General features: G+C 67.4%; 22 protein-coding genes. 12 read left to right on the forward strand and 10 right to left on the reverse strand.

Going from position 1 to position 23244, the window contains the following annotated elements:
* Window positions 1-7: 7 nt before the first annotated feature.
* Window positions 8-1186, reverse strand: a complete 1179-nt coding sequence (locus HUT19_RS39765) for an FAD-dependent oxidoreductase (protein WP_176185984.1) — start codon at window positions 1184-1186, stop codon at window positions 8-10.
* A 142-nt stretch (window positions 1187-1328) separates the two neighbouring features.
* The gene (locus HUT19_RS39770; RefSeq protein ID WP_176185986.1) at window positions 1329-2558 is read right to left on the reverse strand and encodes a CdaR family transcriptional regulator; all 1230 of its coding nucleotides are present in this window, start codon (window positions 2556-2558) and stop codon (window positions 1329-1331) included.
* Between the two features lie 300 nt (window positions 2559-2858).
* Between HUT19_RS39770 and HUT19_RS39775 the strand changes: the two genes are divergently transcribed.
* The 7 genes from HUT19_RS39775 to HUT19_RS39805 all read left to right on the forward strand — a co-directional run bounded on the left by HUT19_RS39775 (window position 2859) and on the right by HUT19_RS39805 (window position 8767).
* Entirely contained in the window at window positions 2859-3992 is a 1134-nt protein-coding gene (locus tag HUT19_RS39775) for an aromatic ring-hydroxylating dioxygenase subunit alpha (protein ID WP_176185988.1), read from the forward strand.
* Window positions 3989-4333: a bifunctional 3-phenylpropionate/cinnamic acid dioxygenase ferredoxin subunit gene (locus HUT19_RS39780; protein WP_254886066.1), complete on the forward strand. Its 345-nt coding sequence runs from the start codon at window positions 3989-3991 to the stop codon at window positions 4331-4333. The genes HUT19_RS39775 and HUT19_RS39780 overlap by 4 nt, the downstream gene beginning before the upstream one ends.
* Window positions 4330-5526: an NAD(P)/FAD-dependent oxidoreductase gene (locus HUT19_RS39785; protein WP_176185990.1), complete on the forward strand. Its 1197-nt coding sequence runs from the start codon at window positions 4330-4332 to the stop codon at window positions 5524-5526. The genes HUT19_RS39780 and HUT19_RS39785 overlap by 4 nt, the downstream gene beginning before the upstream one ends.
* Window positions 5527-5773: 247 nt before the next feature.
* The gene (locus HUT19_RS39790; RefSeq protein WP_254886295.1) at window positions 5774-6562 is read left to right on the forward strand and encodes an amino acid ABC transporter ATP-binding protein; all 789 of its coding nucleotides are present in this window, start codon (window positions 5774-5776) and stop codon (window positions 6560-6562) included.
* Window positions 6555-7178, forward strand: a complete 624-nt coding sequence (locus HUT19_RS39795) for an amino acid ABC transporter permease (RefSeq protein WP_176185992.1) — start codon at window positions 6555-6557, stop codon at window positions 7176-7178. Before HUT19_RS39790 ends, HUT19_RS39795 begins: the two co-directional genes overlap by 8 nt.
* Window positions 7178-7873, forward strand: a complete 696-nt coding sequence (locus HUT19_RS39800; protein ID WP_176185994.1) for an amino acid ABC transporter permease — start codon at window positions 7178-7180, stop codon at window positions 7871-7873. The genes HUT19_RS39795 and HUT19_RS39800 overlap by 1 nt, the downstream gene beginning before the upstream one ends.
* Before the next feature lie 36 nt (window positions 7874-7909).
* The gene (locus HUT19_RS39805) at window positions 7910-8767 is read left to right on the forward strand and encodes an ABC transporter substrate-binding protein (protein ID WP_176185996.1); all 858 of its coding nucleotides are present in this window, start codon (window positions 7910-7912) and stop codon (window positions 8765-8767) included.
* Between the two features lie 502 nt (window positions 8768-9269).
* Here the strand turns inward: HUT19_RS39805 and hisC are convergent.
* From hisC to HUT19_RS39820, 3 genes are read right to left on the reverse strand one after another with little or no spacing between them, the layout of a single operon-like run.
* Window positions 9270-10397 carry a histidinol-phosphate transaminase gene (hisC, locus tag HUT19_RS39810; protein ID WP_176185998.1) on the reverse strand — a complete coding sequence of 376 codons (1128 nt, stop codon included), beginning with the start codon at window positions 10395-10397 and terminating at the stop codon, window positions 9270-9272.
* Entirely contained in the window at window positions 10394-11626 is a 1233-nt protein-coding gene (locus tag HUT19_RS39815) for an amidohydrolase family protein (protein ID WP_176186000.1), read from the reverse strand. The genes hisC and HUT19_RS39815 overlap by 4 nt, the downstream gene beginning before the upstream one ends.
* 28 nt (window positions 11627-11654) lie before the next feature.
* Window positions 11655-12629, reverse strand: coding sequence for a GAF domain-containing protein (locus tag HUT19_RS39820; RefSeq protein WP_176186002.1), 975 nt, complete (start codon window positions 12627-12629; stop codon window positions 11655-11657).
* A 209-nt stretch (window positions 12630-12838) separates the two neighbouring features.
* On the opposite strand from HUT19_RS39820, the gene HUT19_RS39825 reads away from it, so the two are divergent.
* From HUT19_RS39825 to HUT19_RS39845, 5 genes are all read left to right on the forward strand, one after another.
* Window positions 12839-13795, forward strand: a complete 957-nt coding sequence (locus HUT19_RS39825) for an MBL fold metallo-hydrolase (RefSeq protein ID WP_176186004.1) — start codon at window positions 12839-12841, stop codon at window positions 13793-13795.
* A 4-nt stretch (window positions 13796-13799) separates the two neighbouring features.
* Window positions 13800-14798: a fumarylacetoacetate hydrolase family protein gene (locus HUT19_RS39830; RefSeq protein ID WP_176186006.1), complete on the forward strand. Its 999-nt coding sequence runs from the start codon at window positions 13800-13802 to the stop codon at window positions 14796-14798.
* The gene (locus tag HUT19_RS39835; protein ID WP_254886067.1) at window positions 14764-16317 is read left to right on the forward strand and encodes an APC family permease; all 1554 of its coding nucleotides are present in this window, start codon (window positions 14764-14766) and stop codon (window positions 16315-16317) included. Before HUT19_RS39830 ends, HUT19_RS39835 begins: the two co-directional genes overlap by 35 nt.
* The gene (locus HUT19_RS39840; protein WP_254886068.1) at window positions 16314-17231 is read left to right on the forward strand and encodes a GNAT family N-acetyltransferase; all 918 of its coding nucleotides are present in this window, start codon (window positions 16314-16316) and stop codon (window positions 17229-17231) included. The genes HUT19_RS39835 and HUT19_RS39840 overlap by 4 nt, the downstream gene beginning before the upstream one ends.
* Before the next feature lie 96 nt (window positions 17232-17327).
* Window positions 17328-18293, forward strand: coding sequence for a hypothetical protein (locus tag HUT19_RS39845; RefSeq protein WP_254886069.1), 966 nt, complete (start codon window positions 17328-17330; stop codon window positions 18291-18293).
* 142 nt (window positions 18294-18435) lie between these two features.
* Here HUT19_RS39845 and HUT19_RS39850 read toward each other — a convergent pair whose 3' ends face one another.
* The 5 genes from HUT19_RS39850 to HUT19_RS39870 are packed head-to-tail and all read right to left on the reverse strand — an operon-like array spanning window position 18436 to window position 23234.
* Window positions 18436-19080: a 3-oxoacid CoA-transferase subunit B gene (locus HUT19_RS39850; protein WP_176186010.1), complete on the reverse strand. Its 645-nt coding sequence runs from the start codon at window positions 19078-19080 to the stop codon at window positions 18436-18438.
* A complete protein-coding gene (locus tag HUT19_RS39855) occupies window positions 19080-19874 on the reverse strand; it encodes a CoA transferase subunit A (RefSeq protein ID WP_176186012.1) in 795 nt (264 codons plus the stop codon). Before HUT19_RS39855 ends, HUT19_RS39850 begins: the two co-directional genes overlap by 1 nt.
* Before the next feature lie 47 nt (window positions 19875-19921).
* The gene (gene fahA, locus HUT19_RS39860) at window positions 19922-21148 is read right to left on the reverse strand and encodes a fumarylacetoacetase (RefSeq protein ID WP_176186014.1); all 1227 of its coding nucleotides are present in this window, start codon (window positions 21146-21148) and stop codon (window positions 19922-19924) included.
* The gene (locus tag HUT19_RS39865; protein WP_176186016.1) at window positions 21145-22041 is read right to left on the reverse strand and encodes a hypothetical protein; all 897 of its coding nucleotides are present in this window, start codon (window positions 22039-22041) and stop codon (window positions 21145-21147) included. Before HUT19_RS39865 ends, fahA begins: the two co-directional genes overlap by 4 nt.
* Window positions 22038-23234, reverse strand: a complete 1197-nt coding sequence (locus tag HUT19_RS39870) for a homogentisate 1,2-dioxygenase (protein ID WP_176186018.1) — start codon at window positions 23232-23234, stop codon at window positions 22038-22040. Before HUT19_RS39870 ends, HUT19_RS39865 begins: the two co-directional genes overlap by 4 nt.
* Window positions 23235-23244: the final 10 nt, after the last annotated feature.

Consider the following 23244-nt stretch of genomic DNA (forward strand, 5'->3'; position numbering starts at 1 on the left):
GTGGGACTCACAAGCCGAAGACCGACCTGAAGGACGGGTCTTTGAGGGCCGGCCGGTCGGCCCTGAACGGCTCGATCGGGTACCGGGACCTGCCCTCGACGACCAGTTGGGACAGGATCTCACCGAACAGCCCGGCGAACTTGGCCGCGTGGCCGGCACCGATACCGACGACGACCCTGGGATTCCCGGGCATCGCGTCGATGACGAAGTTGCGGTCCGGCGGCATGTCGTAGATGCACGTCTTGCTGTACAGCTCGAATCCCGCGGCCTCCGGAAGGCGTTCGCGCAGGAACGTTTCCAGCAACTCCGTCTCCTCGGCGACCGGCTCCAGCGAGCGGGTCTGGTGGGTGACGAACCGGCCGGACATGTCCCGGGCGATCTTGACCGCGACTTCGCCGTACACCGGGAAGCCGTAGAAGAGCGTCGGGCCGTACCAGCCCCACACCGGGAAGGCCTCGGGAGTGAAGTCCCGCAGGACCTTGGGGACGAAGTAGGCGACCTGTTCCTGGCTGATCGTGGTGCGCCAGGTCTGGCCCACCTCGGCCAGGATGTCGTCGGACCACGCGCCGGCGGCGACCACCACATCACGGGCGACCACGGACCCGCCGTCGTCGGTGTGTACGCGCACCGCGTCCGTGAGCGTCTCGATGCGGACCGCCCGTGTGCGGGGCCGGAACGTCACGCCCAGAGCCGCGGCGAGCGCACGGTGAGTCTGCCCGGCCTTGCCGATATCGACCAGACCCATGTCGCGTGTGAAGGTCACCTCGGCGGGCTCCTCGACGCGCCACTGCGGATAGTGCTCGGCGAGCCGGGCGTTGTCCCAGCGCTCGTAGGCGTGCCCCTGATCGTCGAGAACCTTGCGGTACCGGGCGATCATCTCCTCGCCGGGAGTTCCCTTCAGACCGATCTCGACGCCGCCGGTACGCAGGAGCACCTGCTGGCCGCTCTCCTTGGCGAGCCGGTCCCAGTTGTCGAAGGCGGCCTGGGTGAGCCGTCCGTAGGCGTTGTCGTGGTAGCTGTGCCGGATCGCCCGTGAATGGTCCTGCGAGGCGCCGTTTCCATGACCGAGGTCGTACTGCTCCAGGACGACCACGTCCGTTTGTCCCCGTTCTGCGAGCCAGTAGGCGGTCGCGCTGCCGATCGCTCCCGCACCGACAACGACGGTCTGTGCGTCCACTGTCGTCATGAGCACTCCATATCTCCTCGCGAGCCGACGGGCGCGGGGCCCGCACGGTGCGTCGACGGTATGGCTCATGACGACGGCGCCGACTCGGGCGACCGTCGAGACCTGCGGGGGAGGGCTTCCTACAGCTGTCGTAGTCCGGGGTTCACACGGTCGTGCTCGCGGCGGCCACGGGGTGGGGAGTGGCCGGCTTGATGCGGGCCACCTGCGGGACGAGTTCGGCGAAGAGCAGAGCCATGTGCAGGCGGAGGCGGTCGTCGCCGCTGGACAGGTCGACGCCCAGCGCCCGTTCGACGTTCGTCAGCCGCCAGTAGAGCGTCGTGCGGTGGATGTGCAGGTCGGCCGCTGTCTTCTGAACGTTGCCTCCGTGGCCGAGGTAGGAGCGGACCGTGCATTCGTACATCTCGTTGCCGGAGTCCCAGAGCGCCGAGATGCCCGGACACAGCCGTTCCAGCCCGCTCAGGCTTCGATCGAGGTGCTGGAACGCCGAGTAGGCGCCGAGTTCGCACCAGTCGGACATCCCGGCGGAACCGGCCGCGACACCGCAGACATCCGCGGCGTACCGCGCGTCCTCGCGGGCCTCCCGCACCCGTTCGAGGCAGTCGACGCCACTGCGCGTGCCGACGATGTGCTCGCGGGCGCTCCGCCGCAGAGCGCCGAGGACGGACTCGCGCTGTGTCCCGGAGGCGATCAGCACGAGTTCCACGTCACGTGGGGTGCCACACAGGACGGCTCGGCGCGGGGCGCGGCGGCGCACCTCGCCCGCAAGCCGGCGCAGGTCGGTCAGAGCACTGGGGCCCCCCGCCCTGACCGGGTGCGTCCGGCGGGCGCGGACCACGGCGACCACATACGACGGGGCGTCCTCGATCACGTCCAGCTCGCGGATGCTCTCCGCGGCGCGCTCGTGCACCCGGGGGTCCGGCCGCAGCAGGTTGTCGACCAGCCGTCGCACCCCTTCCATCTCCTGGGAGTCCTGCGCGACACGGTCGCTCAGCAGGCGGCTCGCCTCTTCCGCGTGTGCCAGTGCTACGCCGACCTGGTCCGGGGTGAGGACGGGATCGTCGATGAGCCACAGGGAGCCGAGGTGCAGCCCCTGGTCCAGCAGCGGGATCACCAGCCGGGGCAGCGTGCCCAGCTCGTCGTTGCGCGGGATACGGACCGGTCCACGCGCGCGCTGGACCCCCTGCGCGGTGATGAACGCGCGGATCCTGTGGCTCGTGCGCCGCTGGAGCACCGCGTCGATCCGCGACTGGTCGACCCGTCCCAGCTGGGCGCTGACAGCCAGGAGGCGCAGTGCCGAATCGTCGATGACGACCGACCGTTCCAGGCGCTCGGCGAGTTGCTCGACGATGAACTGCAGGCGATCTTCCACCATCGAACGCTCCTCAACCACCACTCCTACGTCCGTTGAGGCCACGATAGGTGTCGTCGTGTGGCACGCCGAGACGCGGGAGATAACCATCGCGTAACTCGCTCGCCAACTTGGTGAGGGTTTCCCTACCTGATCATTTTCCTGCGAGAACCTGGGGCGCCGAGAAGCGTGTGACTCGTGCCGCTCCTACATCTGTCGATACGGGCGCCGGACAACTCCCGACTTCTGCTGGACGCCGGTGATATTCCCCTCTGACTAGCGTCTCGGGTTGTCACCAGCCCACTCGGAGATGCGGGAGTCTCAGTGACCGCCACCCAGGATTCCGTCCTTGCCCCCACGTTGAGCAGCCGCTATTACACCGACAGTGCTGTCTTCGAGGCAGAGAACCAACACATCTTTGAGCGCCAGTGGTACTACGTCGGCCGCGCCGACGACATCCCGGCCCCTGGCCGTATCTTGCGCCGGCAGGTCGGCCGCGAGTCAGTGATCCTGGTGCGCGGACGCGACCAGGTCGTCCGCGGCTTCCTCAACGTCTGCCGGCACCGCGGCGCCCAGCTCTGCCTCACCGACACCGGTGACGTGGGCAAGGCGATCCGGTGCCCGTACCACGCCTGGACCTACGGCCTGGACGGCAAGCTGCTCGCCGCGCCGAACTGGGAAGCGATGGAGAGCATGGATCGCGAGGAGTACGGACTGCACACCGTGCATGTGGAGCAGTGGGAGGGCCTGCTGTGGGTGAACCTGGCCCCAAGCCCCACCCCGCTCATCGACCAGCTCCGTCCCCAGATCGAGGCCCGGCTCGCCGACTACTCCAAGTTCGAGCGGTACCGCCTCGGCGACCTGAAGGTCGGCGGCCGCGTGGAGTACGAGGTGGTGGCGAACTGGAAGCTGATCTACGAAAACTTCCAGGAGTGCTACCACTGCGGCACGATCCACCCCGAGCTGGTGCGGACCATTCCCGAGTTCCAGTCCCCGGCGATGGGCACCGGAGGCTACGACCCCACCGGTTACGCCATCGCCGGCGACCTGGAGTCCTTCTCGCTGACCGGCCGCACGGTGCTGCCCCGGCTGCCCCACCTGCTGCCCGAGGACGACCGGCTCTACTACGGCATGGTCGTCCGACCCAACTGCTTCATCTCCCTGGTGTCGGACCATGTGATCGTCCACCGCTTCGAGCCGGTCGCGCCTGACCGGACCAGGGCGGTCTGCGAGTGGCTCTTCCCGGCGGATGTGGTCGACTCCGGTGACTACCAGGTGGACGACGCGGTCGCGCTGTTCAGCAAGGTCAACGAGCAGGACTTCGCCGCGGCCGAGTGGTGCCAGCCGAACATGTCCTCCCGGGCGTACCGGGAGGGCGGGGTGCTCGTGCCCAGTGAGCAGACCCAGATCGGCGTCTTCTACCAGTGGTACCTGTCCTCGCTCGGAGACGCGGCGTGAGCGGGACGACGGACAGGCGGCACACCGAGGTGTTCGTCGCATGCGTCGACGACATGGCCGATGGGGACGTGACCGTCGTCGAGCTGGATGTCCGCGTCGCGGTGTTCCGGGTGAACGGCGAGTTCTTCGCGATCGACGACCGCTGCACCCACCAGGAGGCTCACCTCTCGGACGGCTTCGTCGAGGACAGCTGCATGGTCGAGTGCCCGCTGCACGCCTCGTGCTTCGACCTGCGGACAGGCCGCCCGTCGGGTCCCCCGGCGGTGCGCCCCGTCCGGACCCACCCGGTGATCGTACGCAATGGTTCGGTGTTCGTCTCGGCGACGGGGGCGGCGCCATGACCGGTTCGGTCGTCGTCATCGGCGCCTCCCTGGCCGGTGTCAGCACCGCCCGGGCGCTGCGCGGCCACGGGTTCGACGGTGAGATCACAGTGATCGGCGCGGAGGAGCACGAGCCCTACGACCGGCCACCACTGTCCAAGGCACTGCTCGCCGGGCGGGCAGAGGCTGCCGACCTCGCACTGGTCAGTGCTGACGAGGACCTCCGCGTGCGGATGATCCTTGGCCGCCGCGCGACCGGGCTGCGGCCCGGCGACCGGACCGTGCTGCTGGACGACGAGTCATCCGTCACCGCGGACGCGGTGGTCGTCGCGACTGGTGCGCGGCCACGGACCATCCCGCTGCCGTCACCCGGCCGGGGTGTGCATGTCCTGCGGTCCCTGGACGACGCGCGCCGTCTCGCGGCGGACCTCCGGCCCGGCGCCCGACTGGTCGTGATCGGCGGCGGGTTCATCGGCTGCGAGGTCGCCGCGACCAGTCGCGGGCTGGGGCTCGACGTGACGATCGTGGAGGCGGCGCTGAAGCCCCTGGCCGGGGCCCTCGGGCCCGAGGTGGCCGACGGCCTCATGCGGCTGCACCGCGAGCAGGGGATCCGCGTGGAGTGTGGCGTCGGCGTCACGGCGATCCGGGGATCGGACCGACCGACCGGCGTGGTTCTTGGGGACGGGCGTGAGTTGGCAGCCGATGTGGTGCTACTGGCAGTGGGCGCGGTCCCGGAAACCGGCTGGCTGCGCGGGTCCGGCGTGGCGCTGGCCCCGGACGGCTCGGTGGCCTGCGACGCGCAGTGCAGGACCACGGTGCCGTCGGTGTTCGCGGTGGGCGACGTCGCGTCCGCCGAGCACCGGTTCCTGGGCGGCCCCGCGCGGGTCGAGCACTGGTCCAACGCCGTGGAGAACGCGGACGTGGCAGCCGCGGCCCTGCTCGGGCTGCCGGGCGGCATGGTGGGAGACAATCCTCCGTATTTCTGGTCCGATCAGTATAATCACCGCTTGCAGCTTGCGGGGCGCCCTTCCCCGGGAGACACACTGACGCTCGTCGACGGCGAACTGACCGGTGTGGGCTTCGCGGGCAGGTACGAACGCACCACGGCGGCAGGGGTCGTCACGACCGCGGTGGTGGCGCTCGACCGCCCGCGCCCGTTCGCCCACCTCCGCCGCGGCCTCGTTTCACGCTCCGCGGGAAGGCGCGCGAGCTGAGAAGACACTCCACGACAACCACGGCGACCGGCTCCGACATCTGTCGAAACCCGGGGCGCCATCTTTCGACACCGGCACGACGTCGTCGCGGTGCCCGGTTGGGACCATTCTGCGACACCACCACAGCGGCAGCGCCAGACAACCCCGCACAGGCGGGGCGAGTGGAGACATGATGCAGGACAGCACGGAAGCCACGACAACCCTAGGCGCTGTCGTGCCCACGACAGCGCCCGATGTACTCCTCAGCCTGTCGCGGCTGTCCAAGACGTTCCGCCCACACCGGCACGCCGCGGTGCCGGTGCTGCGTGGAGTGGATCTCGAAGTGCGCCGCGGAGAGGCGATCGCCGTGATCGGCCCCAGCGGGTCGGGCAAGAGCACCGCCCTGCGATGTATCAACCTGCTGGAACGGCCGGACGGCGGCTCGATCAGGCTGGACGGAAAGCCCGTCTTCGAGGCCCGCGACACCGGCCCAGCAGTCAGCCCGTCCGTGCGCCAGCTGCGCGATCTGCGACGCAGGGTCGGGATGGTGTTCCAGGGCTTCCACCTGTTCCCCACCATGTCGGTGCTGGCCAACGTGACCATGCCCCAGGTCCGCAGCCTCGGCCGGACCGGTCCCGACGCCGAGCGCCGGTCCCTGGAACTGCTGGAAAAGGTGGGGCTCGCCGACAAGGCACACGCCCGGCCCCAGACCCTCTCCGGCGGACAGCAGCAGCGGGTCGCCATTGCCCGGGCACTGGCGCTCGATCCGGAGATCATGCTGTTCGACGAACCCACCTCGGCCATCGACCCCGAGCTGCGGATCGAGGTTCTCCGGGTGATGCGCGGACTCGCTGCGGCGGGCATGACGATGATCGTCGTCACGCATGAACTTCAGTTCGCGCGACAGGTCGCCGACCGGATCGTCTTCTTCGACGCCGGCAGGATTCTTGAGTGCGGCCCTCCCGAGCAGGTTCTGGACCGGCCGCGGCATGAACGCGTACGCGGTTTCCTGACCGCGGTCAGCGGTGCGCTGGAGGAGGGTACTGAAAATGCTTGAGTTTCTGGCCCAGGGCATCGTCACGACCGTGCAGGTCACGCTGGGCGCCTTCGCCGTCGCCGTGGTGCTCGGAGCCCTGGTCACGGTCGCCCGGCGCAGCCCCGCGAAGGCGGTGCGGATCATCGGCGGCGTCTACGTGGCCGTACTCCGCGGTGTACCGCCGGTCGCCTGGCTGCTGGTGGCGTACTACGGATTCGGCGGGGTGGTCTCCCTGCCTCCGCTCGGGGCCGCGGTGGTCGCGCTGGGGCTGGTCGGAGCCGCCTACATGGCCGAGATCTACCGGGCGGCGCTGGAGGCCGTGCCCCAGGGGCAGGTCGACGCGGCCGACGCGCTGGCCCTCAGCCGCTGGGACAAGTACCGGCTGGTGCTGCTGCCGAACACGGCGGCGCTGCTGGCGGCGTCCACCGCCTCGTACGCCATCTCCCTGCTCAAGGACAGCGCGCTGGCCTCGCTGCTCTCCGTTGCCGAGCTGACCTTCCGGGCAAACCAGTACCGCCAAGCACTCGGCCAGCCGATCCAGGTCTTCGCCATCGCGTCGGCCTTCTACGTCATTCTCAGCGTGCTCGTGGCCGTGCCTGCCCGCCACGTCGAGCAGCGGATCCTGGAGAGGCACTGATGGACAAGTTGCTCCACGACGTCACCCTGCTGCTCCCGGGGTTCATGACGACCGTCTGGCTCACCGCTCTGACCCTCGCGATGGCACTGCCGCTCGCCGTCGTGATCGCGGTCGGCCTGCGCAGCCGGAGCCGGTGCCTGACCATCCCGCTGATCGTCGTGATCGAGGTGCTCCGGGGCATGCCCGCCCTGGTGACCCTGTACTTCGTCTACTACGGCCTTCCCGCGGTCGAGATCGTGCTCAACGACACCTTGAGCATCTGTGTCGCGTTCGGGCTGACCTTCGTCGCCTACACCGCCCCCATCCTGTCCGCAGCGATCGCGACCGTGCCTCGCCAGCACATCGAGGCAGGGGACGCGCTGGGGCTCTCGCGCTGGACCGTGACCACAAGAATCGTCCTGCCCCAGGCCGTCCGTGCCTCACTCCCCCCGTTGATCTCCTGGACGGTGATCCTTTTCCAGGGAACCTCGCTGGCGAGCGTAGTCGGTGCCTCCGACCTGTTCGCCCGGGCCACGAGCCTCGGCGCCCAGCAGTTCGCCTACACCTACTACATCGTCCTGGCCGCAGTGTTCTACGCCGCGCTCAGCATCCCGTTCCTGGCCCTCGCCGCACACGTGCAGCGACGCCGCGGTGGCCGGGGCCTTCGCGACGCGATGCGATCGCGAGTCCGGCCCTCGAAAGCAGCATCCGCCTGACAGTTGCTCCCCTCTTCACGCAAAGGCAGATACACCATGCTCACACGCGTTTCCGCCACGGCGGCCTGTGTCGCCGTGACCGTTTCGACACTGCTCCTCACCGGATGTGGCGGCTCGGCGAAGAACTCCTCAGGCAAGGTGGCCGCTGACTGCAAGCCCGCGCACACCTTCGGCACCGTGAAGCCGAAGACGCTCACGGTTGGAGTGATCTCCTCGCTGCCGTACTCCTCGGTCAATCCAGTCTCCGGGAAGTGGGAGGGAATCGATGCCGAATTCGGCGCCGCGATAGCGGCGAAGGAATGCCTGACCGTGACCACGGTCGCCGTCAGCGGCGCCGACGCGATCCAGAGCCTGGACTCGGGCAAGGTCGACCTGCTGTCGGCGGGGGCCTACATCACGCCCGAGCGCGGCAGGGTCGTCGGGCAGACAAAGCCTCTTTACTACCAGTACACCGTGGTCGTATCCCGCAACTCCCTCGGCACCGTCGACCAGCTGCGCGGCCACCAGATCGGCGCGCTGTCGGGATCGGCGTACGTCCAACCACTGCGCACCTGGCTCGGGTCGAGCAAAGTCCATGAGTACCCGTCGACCGCGGATCTCCTCGCCGACGTGCAGAACAAGCGGCTCGACGTCGCAGTGACGGCGTCCGGCGAGGCGAAGTACCAACTGGCCAAGGCCGAGTACACCGGGCTCAGGGCGACCCGGTTGGCACCCAGCTCCGCCACCAAGAACCTACAGCCGATCTACGGCGTCAACATGCCCTACAAGAAGTCGAACACCGCCCTTGGCAGCGCGTTGAACGCCGACATCGCGGCATTGCGGGCGGGCGGAACCACTAAGAAGATCCTCACGAAGTGGAAGCAGAACGACCACCTGACGCTGAACGGCAAGTAGTCGGGCGGAATCGGCGCCGGTGGCGACACTGCGACAGAGTGTGTTGCCACCGGTGCGCGGTCGGGCCGGACCACGGTCCTGACACGGAAGGTTGCCGGGAGAGACGCCGCCGGGGGGCGCCTGGAGCCGCCGCCCCAGAACCCCTTGGGACGGTTCCATGCCTCTGTCCTGCCGGGTTTTGGTGAAAGTCTGGTCGATCATGGCCAGGGGGCAGGTGGTTTGGGACCCGCTGCACGCCGAGCCGGCCACCGGAGGTCGCTCAATGCTTGGGCCGGCCTATGCATCGGCACGTAGACGACTGCCGATCAGTCCGCTCACGCAAGCCCGGTAGGCGCACCATCGAGCGCTGAGGCCGGACCAAGTGACTGGCAAAACGTTGGCGCCACTTCCAGCAGGGTGTCGTTGGCCTGCTCACGCCGTCCCGTAGCTCGCCCACAACGGTCTCCTGCAGAAGGCCCGGGTGCCGTCGCAGCAAGTGTCGAGGGGAAGCGTTGACCCAGGCTCACGCAAGACCGGCAGGTGCACCATCGGGGGATGGGCCCGGACCAAGTGATGTGCTGAACCGTGCTGCCACTTCCAGCAGGATGTCGTTGGCGGGAGGTTCGCCGATGGTTGCCCGTACGCCTTCGTCAGCGAATGATCGCACCACGACCCCGGAGCGTTCGCATGCGTGGGCGAAGGCCGCGGCGTGGTGGCCAAGGCGGAGCCAGACAAAGTTGCCCTGCGTTTCGGGCACTGGCCAGCCTTGGGCGATGAGCGCGGTCCGTACTCGGGCGCGTTCGCTGACGAGCGCGTCTACTCGTGCCAGAAGCTCCTGGGAGGCCTGTAGCGATGCGATGGCGGCCTGCTGTGCGACCTGGCTGACTCCGAAAGGAACGGCGGTCTGCCTCAGAGCTGCTGCGACGGGTGTGTGAGCCACTGCGAAGCCGACTCTCATTCCGGCCAGTCCATAGGCCTTCGAGAAGGTCCGCAGCACGGCGACATTGGGCCTGTCCCGATACATTCGGATGCCGTCGGGTGCATCGGTGTCGCGCACGAATTCGCGGTAGGCCTCGTCCAGGACGACGAGTATGTCATCGGGGACGCGGTCGAGGAGCCGCTCCAGTCCTTCTTGGCGCACAATGGTCCCGGTCGGATTGTTGGGATTGCAGATGATGATGGCGCGAGTGCGGTCGGTGACTGCTCCGGCCATGGCGTCCAGGTCGTGGGTTTCGCCGTGGGTGAGGGGGATCTCGACAGGCACCGCTCCGTTGATCCGGGTGATGATCGGGTATGCCTCGAAGGAGCGCCAGGCGTAGATGACTTCGTCGCCGGGATCCGCGACCGCCTGGATGAGCTGCTGGGCCACGCCGACCGATCCCGTTCCGGTGGCGATGTGCGCTTCCGGAACGGCGAGCTGCTTGGCGAGTTCGGCGACGAGTCCGGCGCAGGCCACGTCGGGATAGCGGTTGAGCGACGCAGCTGCGGCCGTCGCGGCCTCGAGCACGCCGGGCAGGGGCGGGTAGGGATTTTCGTTGGAGGACAGCTTGTACGTGGGTGCATCACTGCTGGCGGCGGGCTTACCGGCCCGGTAGGCGGGCACGGTGCGCAAGGCGGTGCGGAGTCTGGGGACCGGGATTGCGTTGGTCATCGTGCGCTCTCTTCCAAAGCGGGGGTGCGCACCGGAACACCGGCTTTGAAGGTGGCTGCGATGCGCTCTTTGTACTCGTTGAAGTCGTAAGGGTCGCCCGTTATCAGGGTCAGGTCTGCCCGCCTGCGCTCAGTGATGGATCCCCGCTCACCGTCCAGGCCGAGCAGCTGGGCGGCGGATGCGGTTGCCGCGTGAAGGACTCGGTGGGGCGCAAGCCCTGCTTGCTGCAGCAACGCCAGTTCGCGCACGTTGTCTCCGTGCGCCACCACACCGCTGTCGGTGCCCATGGCAATACGCACGCCCGCAGCGATGGCACGCCGGACGGACTGCCGGTGCACCTCTTGGAGCGTTCTGGCCTTGTCTTCCACCGCGGCCGGCATCCGCGCGCCCGCGTCGATCGCCTCGACGAGAGAAGTGGCCACCAGAAGCGTGGGGACCAGCCAGGCCCGTTTGTCAAGCAGCAGTTCGATGCATTCGTCGTCGAGGAACACACCGTGCTCGATGGATCGCACGCCGGCCCGCAACGCGTTTTTGATCCCCGCCGCCCCCTGCGCATGTGCCATGACCGACAGGCCGGCTGCAGCCGCCTCGGTCACGCACATGGACAGTTCCTCGGCGCTGAACTGCGGATGCCGGGGGTCGTCGCGAGGGGAGAGAACACCGCCTGTGGCACATACCTTGATCACGTCTGCGCCGGCGCGCACCAGTTCGCGCACGCGGCGGCGCATCTCCTCCGGGCCGTCGACGATCATCTCCGGACGGCCGGGGTGCGCCGCGAACAGGGGAAGGCAGTGACCGCCGACAAGCCAGCCGTCGGTGTGGCCGCCGGTCTGCCCCAGCATGCTCACGGCGATGTGCAGGTCGGGACCGGATATCAGGCCTTCGGCGGCGGCGCGCTTGACCCCTAGGTCGGCGCCTCCCGCATCCCGCACCGTGGTGATGCCGCAGTCCAGCGTCCGTTCCAGGTTCCGCTGCGCCGTGTAGAACTGGTAGGAGAAAGGCTCCTCCAGCCGCTCCAGTACATCGGTGCCGGAGAGCATGACATGGACATGAGCGTCGATGAGTCCGGGCAGCACAGTCAGGCCGGTGGCGTCGAAACCGGTGTCACCGTCGCCTTCGCCGACCGGCGTAACGTCGATGATCAGCCCGTCATCGATGACGATGTCGGCGGGGGACGGCGGTGACCCGGAGCCGTCGAAGACGGTACCCCCATGGATGACTGTGCGCATGTATACGGCCTTTCGGTAGGTGGAGAGCTCAGGCGTCCGGGGCCTGGAGTGGGGCCGGGGCCAGGCGACTCCACGCCATGCCCAGGTGATCAGCCAGCGCTTGAGCGGTGGCTACGTACTCGTCGCTGATAGCCGTGGGCTGGTCCAGGTAGAGCGACAGAACACCCACCACTCGCTCGCCCGACAGCATCGGCAGGGTCAGGAAGGTGACATACCCTTCGGCGCGCACCAGGTCATGGGCCCAGGACATGAGACGGCCGGTGCGGGCGTCGGCTACGAGCACGTGCTGGCGAGTCTCGATGACCTTCTGGACGACGGGCAGACCACGGTGTTCCCGGGCACGGCTGATCGTGGACTGCACGTAGGCCTGGGACAAGCCGCGAGCGCGGGTGCACTGTAGTTCCTTGCCGGACGGGTCGAGGATGGAAGCGAGCGCGCGGTCGGCAGCCAGGCCCTCGGTTGCCAGACGGCAGGCTTCGTCGAGGAGCTCCTCGGCACTGGCAAAGGCGGGGCGCCGCAAGAGGAAGGAGGTGATCTCCTCCGTGGCGATGGCAGGAGTCTCTGCTGCGGCTGTGTCATGCCCTTGGGCCGGGACCTCGGAGATGAGGTGGCACGACTGGGCGGTCCGAACGTCGGGGTTTCCTTCTACCTCCCGCACGAAGAATTCCAGCGCAGTCGCATCGTCGGGGAACGAGGCCAGAACCGTTAGGTCGTAGGCGCCGGTGGACAGGTGCACGCTGTCGACGTCGCTCTTGCGGGCAAGCGTCCGGGCCACGTCGAATCGGTGTCCTGGTTCGGCATGCACGAGGTAGAGCATGCGGCTGGGGCGGTCGTTCTCCGCGACCACCACTTTGAGCCGCACTGCCTTACTGTTGAGCAGCCGGGCGATTCTTGTGCGAACGGTCTTTTCCGAAACGCCGAGCTCGCGTGCGAGAGCTACGTTGCTCATCCGAGCGTCCTGCTCGAGGAGGCGCACGATCTCACGGTCGATGTTGTCCAACATGATGTGAGCTTACCTCCTTCCGCCGATTATCGGACATCCGTGATGAGTTGTTCCCTGATTTCGGATCGTAGGCGCCGATATCAGGAACGGCAAGCAGCAAGCAGTGGCAACTTTCCCGACACCTTCCCTTGACTCCGCCGTTAAGCGGACCTAGCGTCCGGGAGGGCGGACGAGATTCGGACAGTCCGCTCCGAAAATCGGGAGATAGTATGAGGCAAGGACCTTGCGGTCACGGTCGCCTGCACGAGCTTGGCAACGCCTGCTACGCCTGGGTGGCGCACGAAGCGGGATGGGGCTACAGCAACGCCGGCCTCATCGTCGGGGAGTCCAGTTCGCTCCTGGTGGACACTCTGTTCGACCTGAACCTCACTGCTGCGATGCTGGCTGAGATGGCCTCTGTCACCCGCGACAGCCCCATCAGCACGGTGGTCAACACCCACGCCAACGGCGATCACTACTTCGGCAATCAGTTGCTGGGCCATGCCGAGATCATTGCGTCGGTCAACGCGGCGGCTCACATGTCCCAGTCCGACGTGGAATCCCTGCGAGCCGACCTCCAGGCACCGGGCGTGCACGGCGACAACGTGCGCCGCTTGTTCGGCGGGTTCGACTTCGACGGCATCACCATCACCCCGCCGACGCGTACCTTCGAAGGTGAGATCAGGCTCGACATCGGCGGCGTTGAGGTTCACTGCATCACCGTCGGACCGGCGCACACCGACGGGGACATCATCGTGTACGTCCCCTCCGCGCGCACGGTCTACGCCGGTGACCTGCTGTTCATAGGCGCAACGCCGGTTGCCTGGGCCGGGCCGATCTCCGGCTGGGTCAAGGCATGCGACCGCATCCTCGACCTCGACGTCGAGACCGTCGTACCCGGGCACGGACCGGTAACCGACAAGGCAGGGGTCCAGGAGACCCAGGCTTATTTGGCCTACGTCGAACGCGCGGCAACGGAGTGCTTCAACCAGGGGCGACCCTTCGAGGAGGCGGTCGCCGGAATCCCGCTGGGGCGCTTCGGTGTCTGGAGCGAGCCCGGACGGCTCGTACAGAACGTCGCCAACGTGTACCAGCACCTGGACCCTGCGTTCCCCCGCCTGTCCCACATCGACGTCATGAAACGTATGGGCGACTTCGAAGCGGACTTCGTACCCGAGGAGTCCTGAGGCGATGCGCTGGGTGACCTACCACTTTCCCTCCACAGGCCCCCGGGCGGGCCTCCTGATCGGCGACCGTGTCCACCTCCTGCCCGATACCGCCAGTGTCGTAGAACTCCTGGGCGACGACGGAGAGCGGCTGCACGCAGCTGCCGAGCGTGCGACGGCCGACCCAGCCGACGTTGTCCCCTTCACCCGGGACCGCATCGGCCCCCCGCTGCGACCTCCCTCGATCCGTGAAAGCGTCGGATTCCTGCAGCATGTGCGCAACACCAGTCCCACAAGCACCATCAACGATAACTTCACCCAGTTTCCGCCGTTCTACTTCTCCAACCCCGCGGCCGTCACTGGCCCCTACACCGACATCGCCGTCTTCCCTGGCAGTCACCAGTTCGACTACGAGCTGGAGGTCGGGGCGATCATCGGACGCCCGGCAAGCGACGTCCGTCCAGAGGACGCCTATCGCCACATCGCCGGCTACGTCCTCTTCTGCGACTGGAGCGCCCGCGATCTCCAGCTGCGCGAAATGGGCCTGGGACTGGGACCGGCCAAGGGCAAAGACGGCGCCAACACGCTGGGGCCGTACTTCGTGACTCCCGACGAACTCGAACCATGGCGCTCAGGCGACTCCTACCGTCTGGAGATGACCGCCGGCGTCAACGGTGAGCGCACAAGCCACGGCTGGCTCGACAGCATGGACTGGACGTTCGGCGACATGATCGCGTACGCGTCACGCGGAACGACCTTGTACCCGGGCGAGATGATCGGTTCCGGCACCGTCCCCTCAGGGTGCCTCCTGGAGTCCTACATCCAGCACCCCGACACCTTCCGAGGCTGGCTCAAGCCCGGAGACGTGGTCTCCCTCGACGTCCAGGTGCTGGGCGCCACCAGCCAGACGATCCTTCCGGGCCGCAGCCCCCACCCTCTTCGGACCGTTGGCCGGCCCGAACCCGCATGGAACCCACACGCCAGGAAAAGTGCCGCGGCCGCGCAGCACGGTCAAGACAGTTGAGAAGGGCAATGCCATGTCGGACCAACCTCCCCACGCTCCCAGACACGGTCTGCGAAGAGGAGCCGTCGGCGTCATCCCTGTCGCCTTCGTCTCCCTCGCCACGATCGCACCGGCGGCAAGCCTGTTCGCCGGGATGCTGCTGGTGGCCCCCTACGGCAAGGGCAGCACGCCGTTCGCCGTTGTCCTCAGCCTCGTGGCCTGCTTGATGGTGGCCACCAGCATCGGTCAGCTGGCACGTCACCTGCCATCGGCCGGAGGCCTCTACACCTATAACGTCGCCGGCCTGGGTCGTGCGGCTGGCTTCCTGGTGGGATGGATCTACCTGCTGGCCTACCTGCTGTTGCCCACCATCGCCGCGTTGATCTTCGGCTACGGACTCGGCGGCTATCTCCAGCACCGCTTCGGCCTTCCATCCTGGACCTGGCTGCCGATCGTGGTGGGCAGCACAGTACTTGCCGTCAGCCTCGCCTACCGCAGCATCCGGCAGTCCAGCCGGGTGGGCATCGTGCTCGGGTTGTTCGAGATCGTCGTCTTCGGCGCCATCGCCGTGACCATGATCTTCGAAGCGGGGTCCGCGAACACCGCATCCGTCTTCGTGCCGCATGACCTGGGAGTCCTCCCGGCGATGATCTTCATCGTGCTGAACTTCATCGGTTTCGAGTCGTCGGTCGCCCTTGCCGAAGAAGCTGACCTGCCCCGTAAGACCATCCCCAAGGCAGTCATCGGATCCTGTCTCGTCGCGGGTGCCTTCTACATCCTGTGTTACTACGCGGCCACGGTGTACTTCGGCCCCAAGGCGTTCGGCGGCAGCACCTTCGCCGAGCTCGGCGGCGGTGATCCCTGGGGCGGCCTGACAGCACTCGTCTGGGGCGGCGCGGCCATCCTGTCCTCGCTGGCGGTCTGGAGCGGGCAGGCCGCCAACGTCAACGCCTCGATCAACCCGCCCTCACGTGTGCTGTACGCCTTGGCGCGTGCCCGGCTCCTTCCGGGGCCTTTCGACCGAGTGCACCCGGTGCACCAGACCCCTTCTGTGGCGCTCCTCAGCCTCGGCGGCTTCTCCATCGTCCTGGGCATCGTGCTGCCCGTGGTGTTCGGATCACCGCTACTCGCCTTCGCGCTGCTGGGCACCGTTCTGACCCTGATGCTGATCCTCGTCTACATAGGAACCTGCGCCAGTTGCGCCGTGTACTACCTGCGCAAGCAGCGCGGCGAACTCCGTCCGCTCGTCCATGTGGTGTGCCCGCTGCTGGGCATCGCCATCCTCGTGCCGGTGTTCATCGCCGCTATGGGCATCGACTTCGCCGGCCTGGGCATCGCTCCACTGGCCTGGCCGCTCAACCTCGCCCCCTGGATTGTCGTGGCCTGGCTCGGCTGCGGAATCGGCTATTTTGTCTACCTGCGGCGTCGCCGGCCGGAGTCGATCGACGCGATCGGCACGGGCGGTGCGCCCGTGGGTGATGAAGGCCCGCGAATAGCCCCGGCCGCGGACGGTCTGGCAGAACAGGGACGCGCACTGTGACGGTGACGATGATGCTCGAACCCGCCCTGGCGGAAGACCTGAGCGAGATCCATGCGTTGCTGTCCGCCGCGCGGGAGCGGGGCCAGTTCGATACGACCCCTTCCATGGAGCGGCTGGCTGCCGTGCTGGGTCAGCAAGCCGGCGACGCGCGTGTGGCTCGAGTCGCGGGGCGCATCGCAGGATTCGTCGCGGTGGGAGCCATGGGGTTGGTCGCACCGCCGTCCACGCAGGCGGCTCTCCTGGACATCGTCACCGACGACGAACAGCTTCAGGCCCCCCTGGTCGATTGGGCCATCGCCACAGCCGAACGACTGCCCTCCTTCCGATCGCTGCGCACGCTGCGCGGCCGTGGCGTCGCCGGGCCGGCCCACTTCAGCAAGGTCCGGGAAATCTGGCGCATGGACTGCGACCTGACCATGCCACGACCAACCCCCTCACGTGGGGACGTCGACGTCGTGGACTACAGCACGCGCACCATCACCGATGACGCGTGGGTGCAGGTGATCAACGAGTCGTTCGCTGAGCACTGGGGTGGCTATCTGCCCTGGACTCTGGAAAGGTGGCGGGAACGTCTCGCATCACGTGGTCCAGTGGGCCTCGAGCTGATGGCCCGTCAACACTCGGAGCCCGCCGGGGTCATCCTGGGCCACGTAAGTGAGCGTGACGACGGCCGGAGCAGCCCAGCCGGCTTCATCGAGGTGGTGGGCACACGCCCCTCCCATCGCCGTCGCGGCATCGCCGAGGTCCTTGTTCGCTCGGCCCTGGACCGCTTCTCCCAGCAAGGCCTGCACCGGGCGTTGCTGATGGTCGACGCAGGCAGCTCCACCCGTGCCGCTGAGGTGTACACGCGGTGCGGTTTCGAACGCACATTCCGCTACGCGGTCTGGGAAGTGCCCCTGCAACGGGCACGCTGAGCTTTGCCCTTTCACTGAATCCGCCAAGGTCCCCGCCGCTCAACGCGGCGGGGACCTTCGTGATCGAAAGACATCATGCCCCCTCGATACTCCCACGTGGTATACGACCCGACGTTCGGTGATGCGGACCTCGCTGCCGCACGCAGGGATCTTGTGATCGGCCGCTGGCAGGGGGCCCGGGATCTCCTCCGGGCCACCGGCAACGACTGGGACCACCGCACGCATCGCATGCGGCTGCTGGCCGAGGTAGCCGCTGGCAACAAGAGCGCCGAAAGCTGGCTGATCGCCCAGCCACGCACCCCCGACGCGCAGGTCCTGCGCGCCGAAACGGAGGTGATGAGGCTGTTTGCCGCTCTCGCCGAGTCAGCACGCCGCGGTCAGGAACCGCGCCCCGGGCACGACAGCCTGCCGCGGGAAATGCTCGACCGTGCGATCGAGCTGTGCATTCGAGCCGCGCACACCGTTTCGGCGGACCCCGTACCGTGGGTCTCCCTCGTCAGCCTCGCCCGCCTGTACGCCCATGGGCACCGCCACACCCAGCGCTGGTGGGACGAGCTCAGAGCCCGGGACCCGTACAACCGCGAAGGGCACCATCAGATCCTGCGGTATCTATCGGCGCGCTGGCACGGCAGCCACGGAACCATGTACGAGTTCGCGCAGGAAAGCGCCGTCGGCGCACCGGACGGCTCACCCCTGATCGTGCTTCCTCAGGCCGCGAGAGTGGAACATTACCGCGATCTCGCCGAGGCGAAAGGGAGACTGGCGGTGGGACTGACCTACCACTGGAGCAACGAGGGTGCGCAGTACGATCTGAGCACCGCGCTGCGCCGCTGGATCCAGGTGCGGGATGTGGAATACGCCCAGGACGTGGCTGATCTCAACCTGCTGGCTCACGGGTTGGTCTTCGCGGACATGACCAGTGGGGCGCGCGAGGTCTTCCGACACCTCGGGAACCGGCCGACGCGCCTTCCCTGGGCGTACTGCGGAGAACCCGCAGCCCTCTTCGCACGATGGCGGGATCAGTTCGTGGTGCCAGACCGGGGACTGCCCAACCACCCATGACAAGCCCGGCCCGGTCAGTTGACCGGGCCGGGCCTCAGCCGGTGGCACCTCTCCGCACATGGGCTGGAGTGAGCGCCGCCGGAGCTCCGGCGCTGCGGGTGGGACACGATGAACCCGCGCCGTCGGAGCAGCTCTGTGCGGGTCAGCGCACTGCTGCAGATGGCAGGACGGGCACTGCCGTGTGCGCGCGGATTTCCTCCCAGGCCACGCCCGACGCGATTTCCGCACACCGGATCCCTGCGCCGGTGATGTCGAATACGCCAAGGTCGGTGATGATGCGCTCCACACACGCACGTCCCGTGAGCGGCAAGGTGCACTCCGGCAGGATTTTCGGGTTGCCGTCCTTGGTTGTGTGCTCCATCAGCACGATGACCCGGCGGGCTCCGTGGACCAGGTCCATGGCGCCGCCCATGCCTTTGATCATCTTGCCGGGCACCGTCCAGTTCGCCAGGTCACCCCCGGCTGAAACTTGCATCGCGCCGAGCACTGCCGCGTCGATGTGCCCGCCGCGGATCATCCCGAAGGACAGGGACGAGTCGAAGAAGGAGGCCCCCGGCAGGACGGTCACCGTCTCCTTGCCGGCGTTGATCAGGTCTGCGTTGACCTTCTCGTCATCCGGATAGGGACCCACGCCGAGCAGGCCGTTCTCCGACTGCAGCACGACGTGCACGCCACGTGGAATGTGGTTGGGAATCAGTGTCGGCAGACCAATGCCCAGGTTGACGTATGCCCCGTCGGGCAGTTCGGCCGCCGCCCGGGCCGCCATGTGCTCTCGAGTCCAGGCCATTACGCCGCTCCTTCCGGTTGTCCCGTCCCCTGCGCGCCCGACGTAGTGACGGTGCGGCGTTCGATGCGCTTGTCAGCGGCCTGCCGCGGTGTCAGCTCCACTACGCGCTGTACAAACACTCCTGGCAGGTGCACGTCTTCGGGCCGTATCGCGCCGGCCGGCACCAACTCCTCGACTTCAGCGACCGTGATGCGGCCTGCCATCGCGGCCAACGGATTGAAATTGCGTGCCGAGGCGTCGAACACAAGATTGCCGTGCCGGTCTCCGAGGGCCGCGCGGACGAGCGCGTACTCAGTGGTGATCCCCCTCTCCAGGACGTAATCCACCTTTCCGAAACGACGCACTTCCTTGGCGGGGGATGCCACCGCCACGCCGCCTCCGCGGGCGTATCGCCAGGGAAGCCCTCCCTCGGCCACCTGCGTCCCCACCCCGGCAGGCGTGTAGAAGGCAGGTATGCCGCATCCGCCGGCGCGCAACCGCTCGGAGAGCGTGCCCTGCGGTGTCAGCTCCAGCTCGATCTCTCCGGACAGATACTGCCGGGCGAACTCCTTGTTCTCGCCGACGTAGCTGCTGGTAGCACGTGCGATGCGCCCTGCGTCGAGCAGGAGCCCGAGACCCCAGCCGTCCACTCCGCAATTGTTTGACACCACGTGCAGCTCTCCCGCGCCCTGTTCCAGGAGGGCCTGGATCAGGACGGCGGGGATCCCGCACAGCCCGAACCCCCCGACGGCCAGGCTGGCGCCGTCCCTGATGTCCGCGACGGCTTCAGCCGCGGAATTGACCACCTTGTCCATGCGTTTGCCCTTCTCACCTGCAGTCAACTGGGTATCGATGACATGGCTCAGTCCTGTGCCGGGCTGATTCGGCCGATCACTTCTCCAAGGCCGATGCGGCTTCCGCAGGGGCCCGGGGCTGTGGCCGTGATCAGCACTTCGTCGCCGTCCTGCAGGAAGGTGCGCTCGCTGCCGTCAGCCATCTTGACCGGGTGCTGTCCGTTCCACGTCAGTTCGATCAGCGAGCCGCGGCTACCAGGACCAGGGCCACTTACCGTGCCCGATGCGAAGAAATCCCCGGTGCGCAGGCTTGCGCCATTGGCCGTGAGATGCGCCAGCTGCTGCGCGGCTGTCCAGTACATCGCGGCAAAGGGGGGCATGGACACGGGCTGCCCGTTGAGCCGTATCTCCAAAGTGATGTCCAACCCCCAGGGCTCCTCGCCGCGATCGTCAAGGTAGGGCAGGGGTTCGACGTCTCTGGGCGGCGGAGCAGTCCGCGCGTATTCGAGGGCTTCAAGCGGCACGATCCACGGTGAGACGGACGTGGCGAAGGATTTTCCCAAGAAGGGGCCCAGTGGCACGTACTCCCATGCCTGAAGGTCGCGAGCGGACCAGTCATTGACGAGGCAGACGCCGAAGACATGTTCGGTGAACCCCTTGAGTCCCACGGGGGTACCCAGTGCCGACGGTGTGCCGACTACGAAACCGACCTCTGCCTCGATGTCGAGGCGATGCGATGCCCCGAATACCGGTTCGGCCGCATCCGTTGGCCTGCGCTGTCCCGCGGGACGTACGATCGGAGTCCCGGAGACCACGATCGTGCCGGCCCGTCCGTGATACCCGATCGGAAGGTGTTTCCAGTTGGGCGTGAGCGGTTCCTGCCCCGGGCGGAAGAGGCGACCGAGATTGGTTGCATGGTGCTCCGAGGCGTAGAAGTCGACGTAGTCGGCGACGTCGAAAGGCATATGCAGTGTTGCCTCCGAGCGCGGCACGAGACGAGCAGCAACCGCCTTGGCGTACCCGCTTTGTGTGAGCCAGGAGGTCAGCGCATGGCGTACGGACCTCCACGTGGGCCGTCCCGCCGCCATCAAGGGGCCGAGTGTGGGCGCCTCCAGCACGGCGCACGACACGCCGACGGCGCGCGCGGCTGCACCGGCGTCAAGTACGTGGTCGCCTATGGCCACCCCGATCCTGCGCTCACCAGGACGGTCTGCGGTGGTGAAGATACCGTAGGGCAGGTTGTGCACGCTGAACGCGGAGTCGTCGGCACCAGCAAGCCAGCTGCGCAAGGTCATGCGGTCTCCCTCAGCACTGGGTCGGCACACGCGGCGGGAAGGAGCCCGAGACTGACCAGGTCGGCCAGGGGCTCCGCGATGCTGCATGTGCCGTAGGAGGTGAAGGCCCCACGGACGGCCTGCGCGTCGGCGGCTGTCCACTGCCGTGCGATGGATGTCAGAACGTGACCGGAGCGTTCCCTGAGTATCTCGGTGACCGAGGTCGTGTCGCCGCCACGGCCAGCCACATGAGTGGCCGCCAGGACGTTGAGGAAGCCATGGTGTTCGAAGCCGGTCTCCGGGTCGGTGTGCCGCACGGCATGATGCAGACCGGCGGTGCACTTGAACGGCAGGCTCCGGTTCACGCAGGCGGTCACAACTCGAGCCAGCTCAGCCTCGCTGGGGAAGGCCTGAGAGGTTGTTCCGCCGGTGCGGAACTTGGCGCTGTACCTGCTGGCGGCGAGGATGTCCAACACGGTGCCTGGCTCGATGCCTCGTGGGATTTCCATCGCGGCAGGAATGGTTCGGGGAACCGCCGCGTCCAGCGCCGCCACCGTCTCCAGCACTGCCTTCCTTGCGGAGGTGTTCGGGTCTGGAGTGACCTCGACTCCCACGAGCTGTAGTTCCGTTGCGGACAGGGCAGCTTGGACGGAGCGCAGCAGGCCGTCCGGGGCGCCGGTTGCCACGAGAACCACACGCAAGGGGCCTTCCGTGGCCGTCAAGCGAGCCTGCTCAGCTACGGCGCCCATGTGCCCGGCATCGACGACAAAAGGGCCGACCAGGTGGGCGTGGGCGGCGCCGTGGTGCCACCGGTGGGTGGAGACTGCCTCGGTCGCAGGCCAGCTGCCCGGCGGGAACATCGCCGCGTCATCGCACAGGGCGGCAAACAGAGGTGGCAGCGTGCAGCCGGTCACGATGAGGCCTCCTCGGTGACCCAACTCCACGCATAGTCGGGGTCCTCACTGCTGAACACGGCCGCACCGAGCTCGAGTGGCCGAAAGGTGTCGACCATGACGGCCAGTTCGTTGAAGAACTCCGCTCCGATGCTGCGCTCGTAGGACCCTGGCTGCGGGCCGTGGGCGTGCCCGCCCGGATGCAGGGACAACGATCCCTGACCAACGCCCGAGCCACTGCGCGCCTCGTAGTCGCCCCCGCAATAGAACATGACCTCGTCGCTGTCCACGTTCGAGTGGTAGTACGGCACCGGGATGGCCCGCGGGTGGTAATCGACCTTGCGGGGCACGAAGTTGCAGATGACGAAGTTCTCGCCCTCGAAGACCTGGTGGGCTGGCGGAGGCTGGTGAATGCGGCCGGTGATCGGCTCGAAATCCTCGATGTTGAAGGTGTAGGGGTACAAACAGCCGTCCCAGCCCACCACGTCGAACGGATGATGGCGGTAGGCGTACCGGGTGCCGGTCACACCCTCAGGGCCGCGGTGCTTGACCAGCACCTCGACGTCGGCGCCGTCAGTGAGCAGTGGACCTTCAGGCCCGCGCAGGTCCCGTTCGCAGAAGGGCGCGTGTTCCAGCAGCTGGCCGTGCTTGGACAGATATCGACGGGCCGGGAGGATGTGCGAGGCCGCCTCGATGGCATAGGCCCTGAGCGGTTGCCCAGGTGCGGGAAGCCACCGGTGCGTGGTGGCTCTCGGGATGAGCACGTAGTCGCCCTGGCGAGCCTGTAGCGACCCGAAGACCGTCTCCACCACGGCGGCGCCGGATTCGATGTACACGCACTCGTCGCCGAGCGCGTTGCGGTACAGCGGCGACGGCCGGCCCGCCACGACGTAGGAGATGCGCACATCCGGGTTGCCGACCACGAGTCGTCGCGCAGTGACAGGGTCGGAACTGGTCCACTGAACACCGAAGAGGTCATGCAAGCGGACGTGCCGTGGGAGCAGGGGATGGTTCGGTCTCAGCGACTGATCGTGAAGCTGCCACGGCGTCGCGCTGGTGATCGCGGAAGGGATATGCCGGTGGTAGAGCAGGGATGAGTCACTGGCGAAGCCTTCCTCGCCCATGAGCTCTTCGTAGTACAGCGCACCATGACGATCACGGTGTTGCGTATGACGTTTGGGCGGGACGTCACCCGCCTGCCGGTAGTACGCCATGGCGGCCTCC

The organism is Streptomyces sp. NA02950 (assembly GCF_013364155.1).
Classification (GTDB): domain Bacteria; phylum Actinomycetota; class Actinomycetes; order Streptomycetales; family Streptomycetaceae; genus Streptomyces.

Excerpts from the sequence above, each read along its gene's own strand:
- HUT19_RS39765 (WP_176185984.1), bottom strand. The coding sequence starts at position 1,186 with ATGACGACAGTGGACGCACAGACCGTCGTTGTCGGTGCGGGAGCGATC.
- HUT19_RS39770 (WP_176185986.1), bottom strand. The coding sequence starts at position 2,558 with ATGGTGGAAGATCGCCTGCAGTTCATCGTCGAGCAACTCGCCGAGCGC.
- HUT19_RS39785 (WP_176185990.1), top strand. The coding sequence starts at position 4,330 with ATGACCGGTTCGGTCGTCGTCATCGGCGCCTCCCTGGCCGGTGTCAGC.
- HUT19_RS39795 (WP_176185992.1), top strand. The coding sequence starts at position 6,555 with ATGCTTGAGTTTCTGGCCCAGGGCATCGTCACGACCGTGCAGGTCACG.
- HUT19_RS39800 (WP_176185994.1), top strand. The coding sequence starts at position 7,178 with ATGGACAAGTTGCTCCACGACGTCACCCTGCTGCTCCCGGGGTTCATG.
- HUT19_RS39805 (WP_176185996.1), top strand. The coding sequence starts at position 7,910 with ATGCTCACACGCGTTTCCGCCACGGCGGCCTGTGTCGCCGTGACCGTT.
- hisC (WP_176185998.1), bottom strand. The coding sequence starts at position 10,397 with ATGACCAACGCAATCCCGGTCCCCAGACTCCGCACCGCCTTGCGCACC.
- HUT19_RS39815 (WP_176186000.1), bottom strand. The coding sequence starts at position 11,626 with ATGCGCACAGTCATCCATGGGGGTACCGTCTTCGACGGCTCCGGGTCA.
- HUT19_RS39820 (WP_176186002.1), bottom strand. The coding sequence starts at position 12,629 with ATGTTGGACAACATCGACCGTGAGATCGTGCGCCTCCTCGAGCAGGAC.
- HUT19_RS39825 (WP_176186004.1), top strand. The coding sequence starts at position 12,839 with ATGAGGCAAGGACCTTGCGGTCACGGTCGCCTGCACGAGCTTGGCAAC.
- HUT19_RS39830 (WP_176186006.1), top strand. The coding sequence starts at position 13,800 with ATGCGCTGGGTGACCTACCACTTTCCCTCCACAGGCCCCCGGGCGGGC.
- HUT19_RS39850 (WP_176186010.1), bottom strand. The coding sequence starts at position 19,080 with ATGGCCTGGACTCGAGAGCACATGGCGGCCCGGGCGGCGGCCGAACTG.
- HUT19_RS39855 (WP_176186012.1), bottom strand. The coding sequence starts at position 19,874 with ATGGACAAGGTGGTCAATTCCGCGGCTGAAGCCGTCGCGGACATCAGG.
- fahA (WP_176186014.1), bottom strand. The coding sequence starts at position 21,148 with ATGACCTTGCGCAGCTGGCTTGCTGGTGCCGACGACTCCGCGTTCAGC.
- HUT19_RS39870 (WP_176186018.1), bottom strand. The coding sequence starts at position 23,234 with ATGGCGTACTACCGGCAGGCGGGTGACGTCCCGCCCAAACGTCATACG.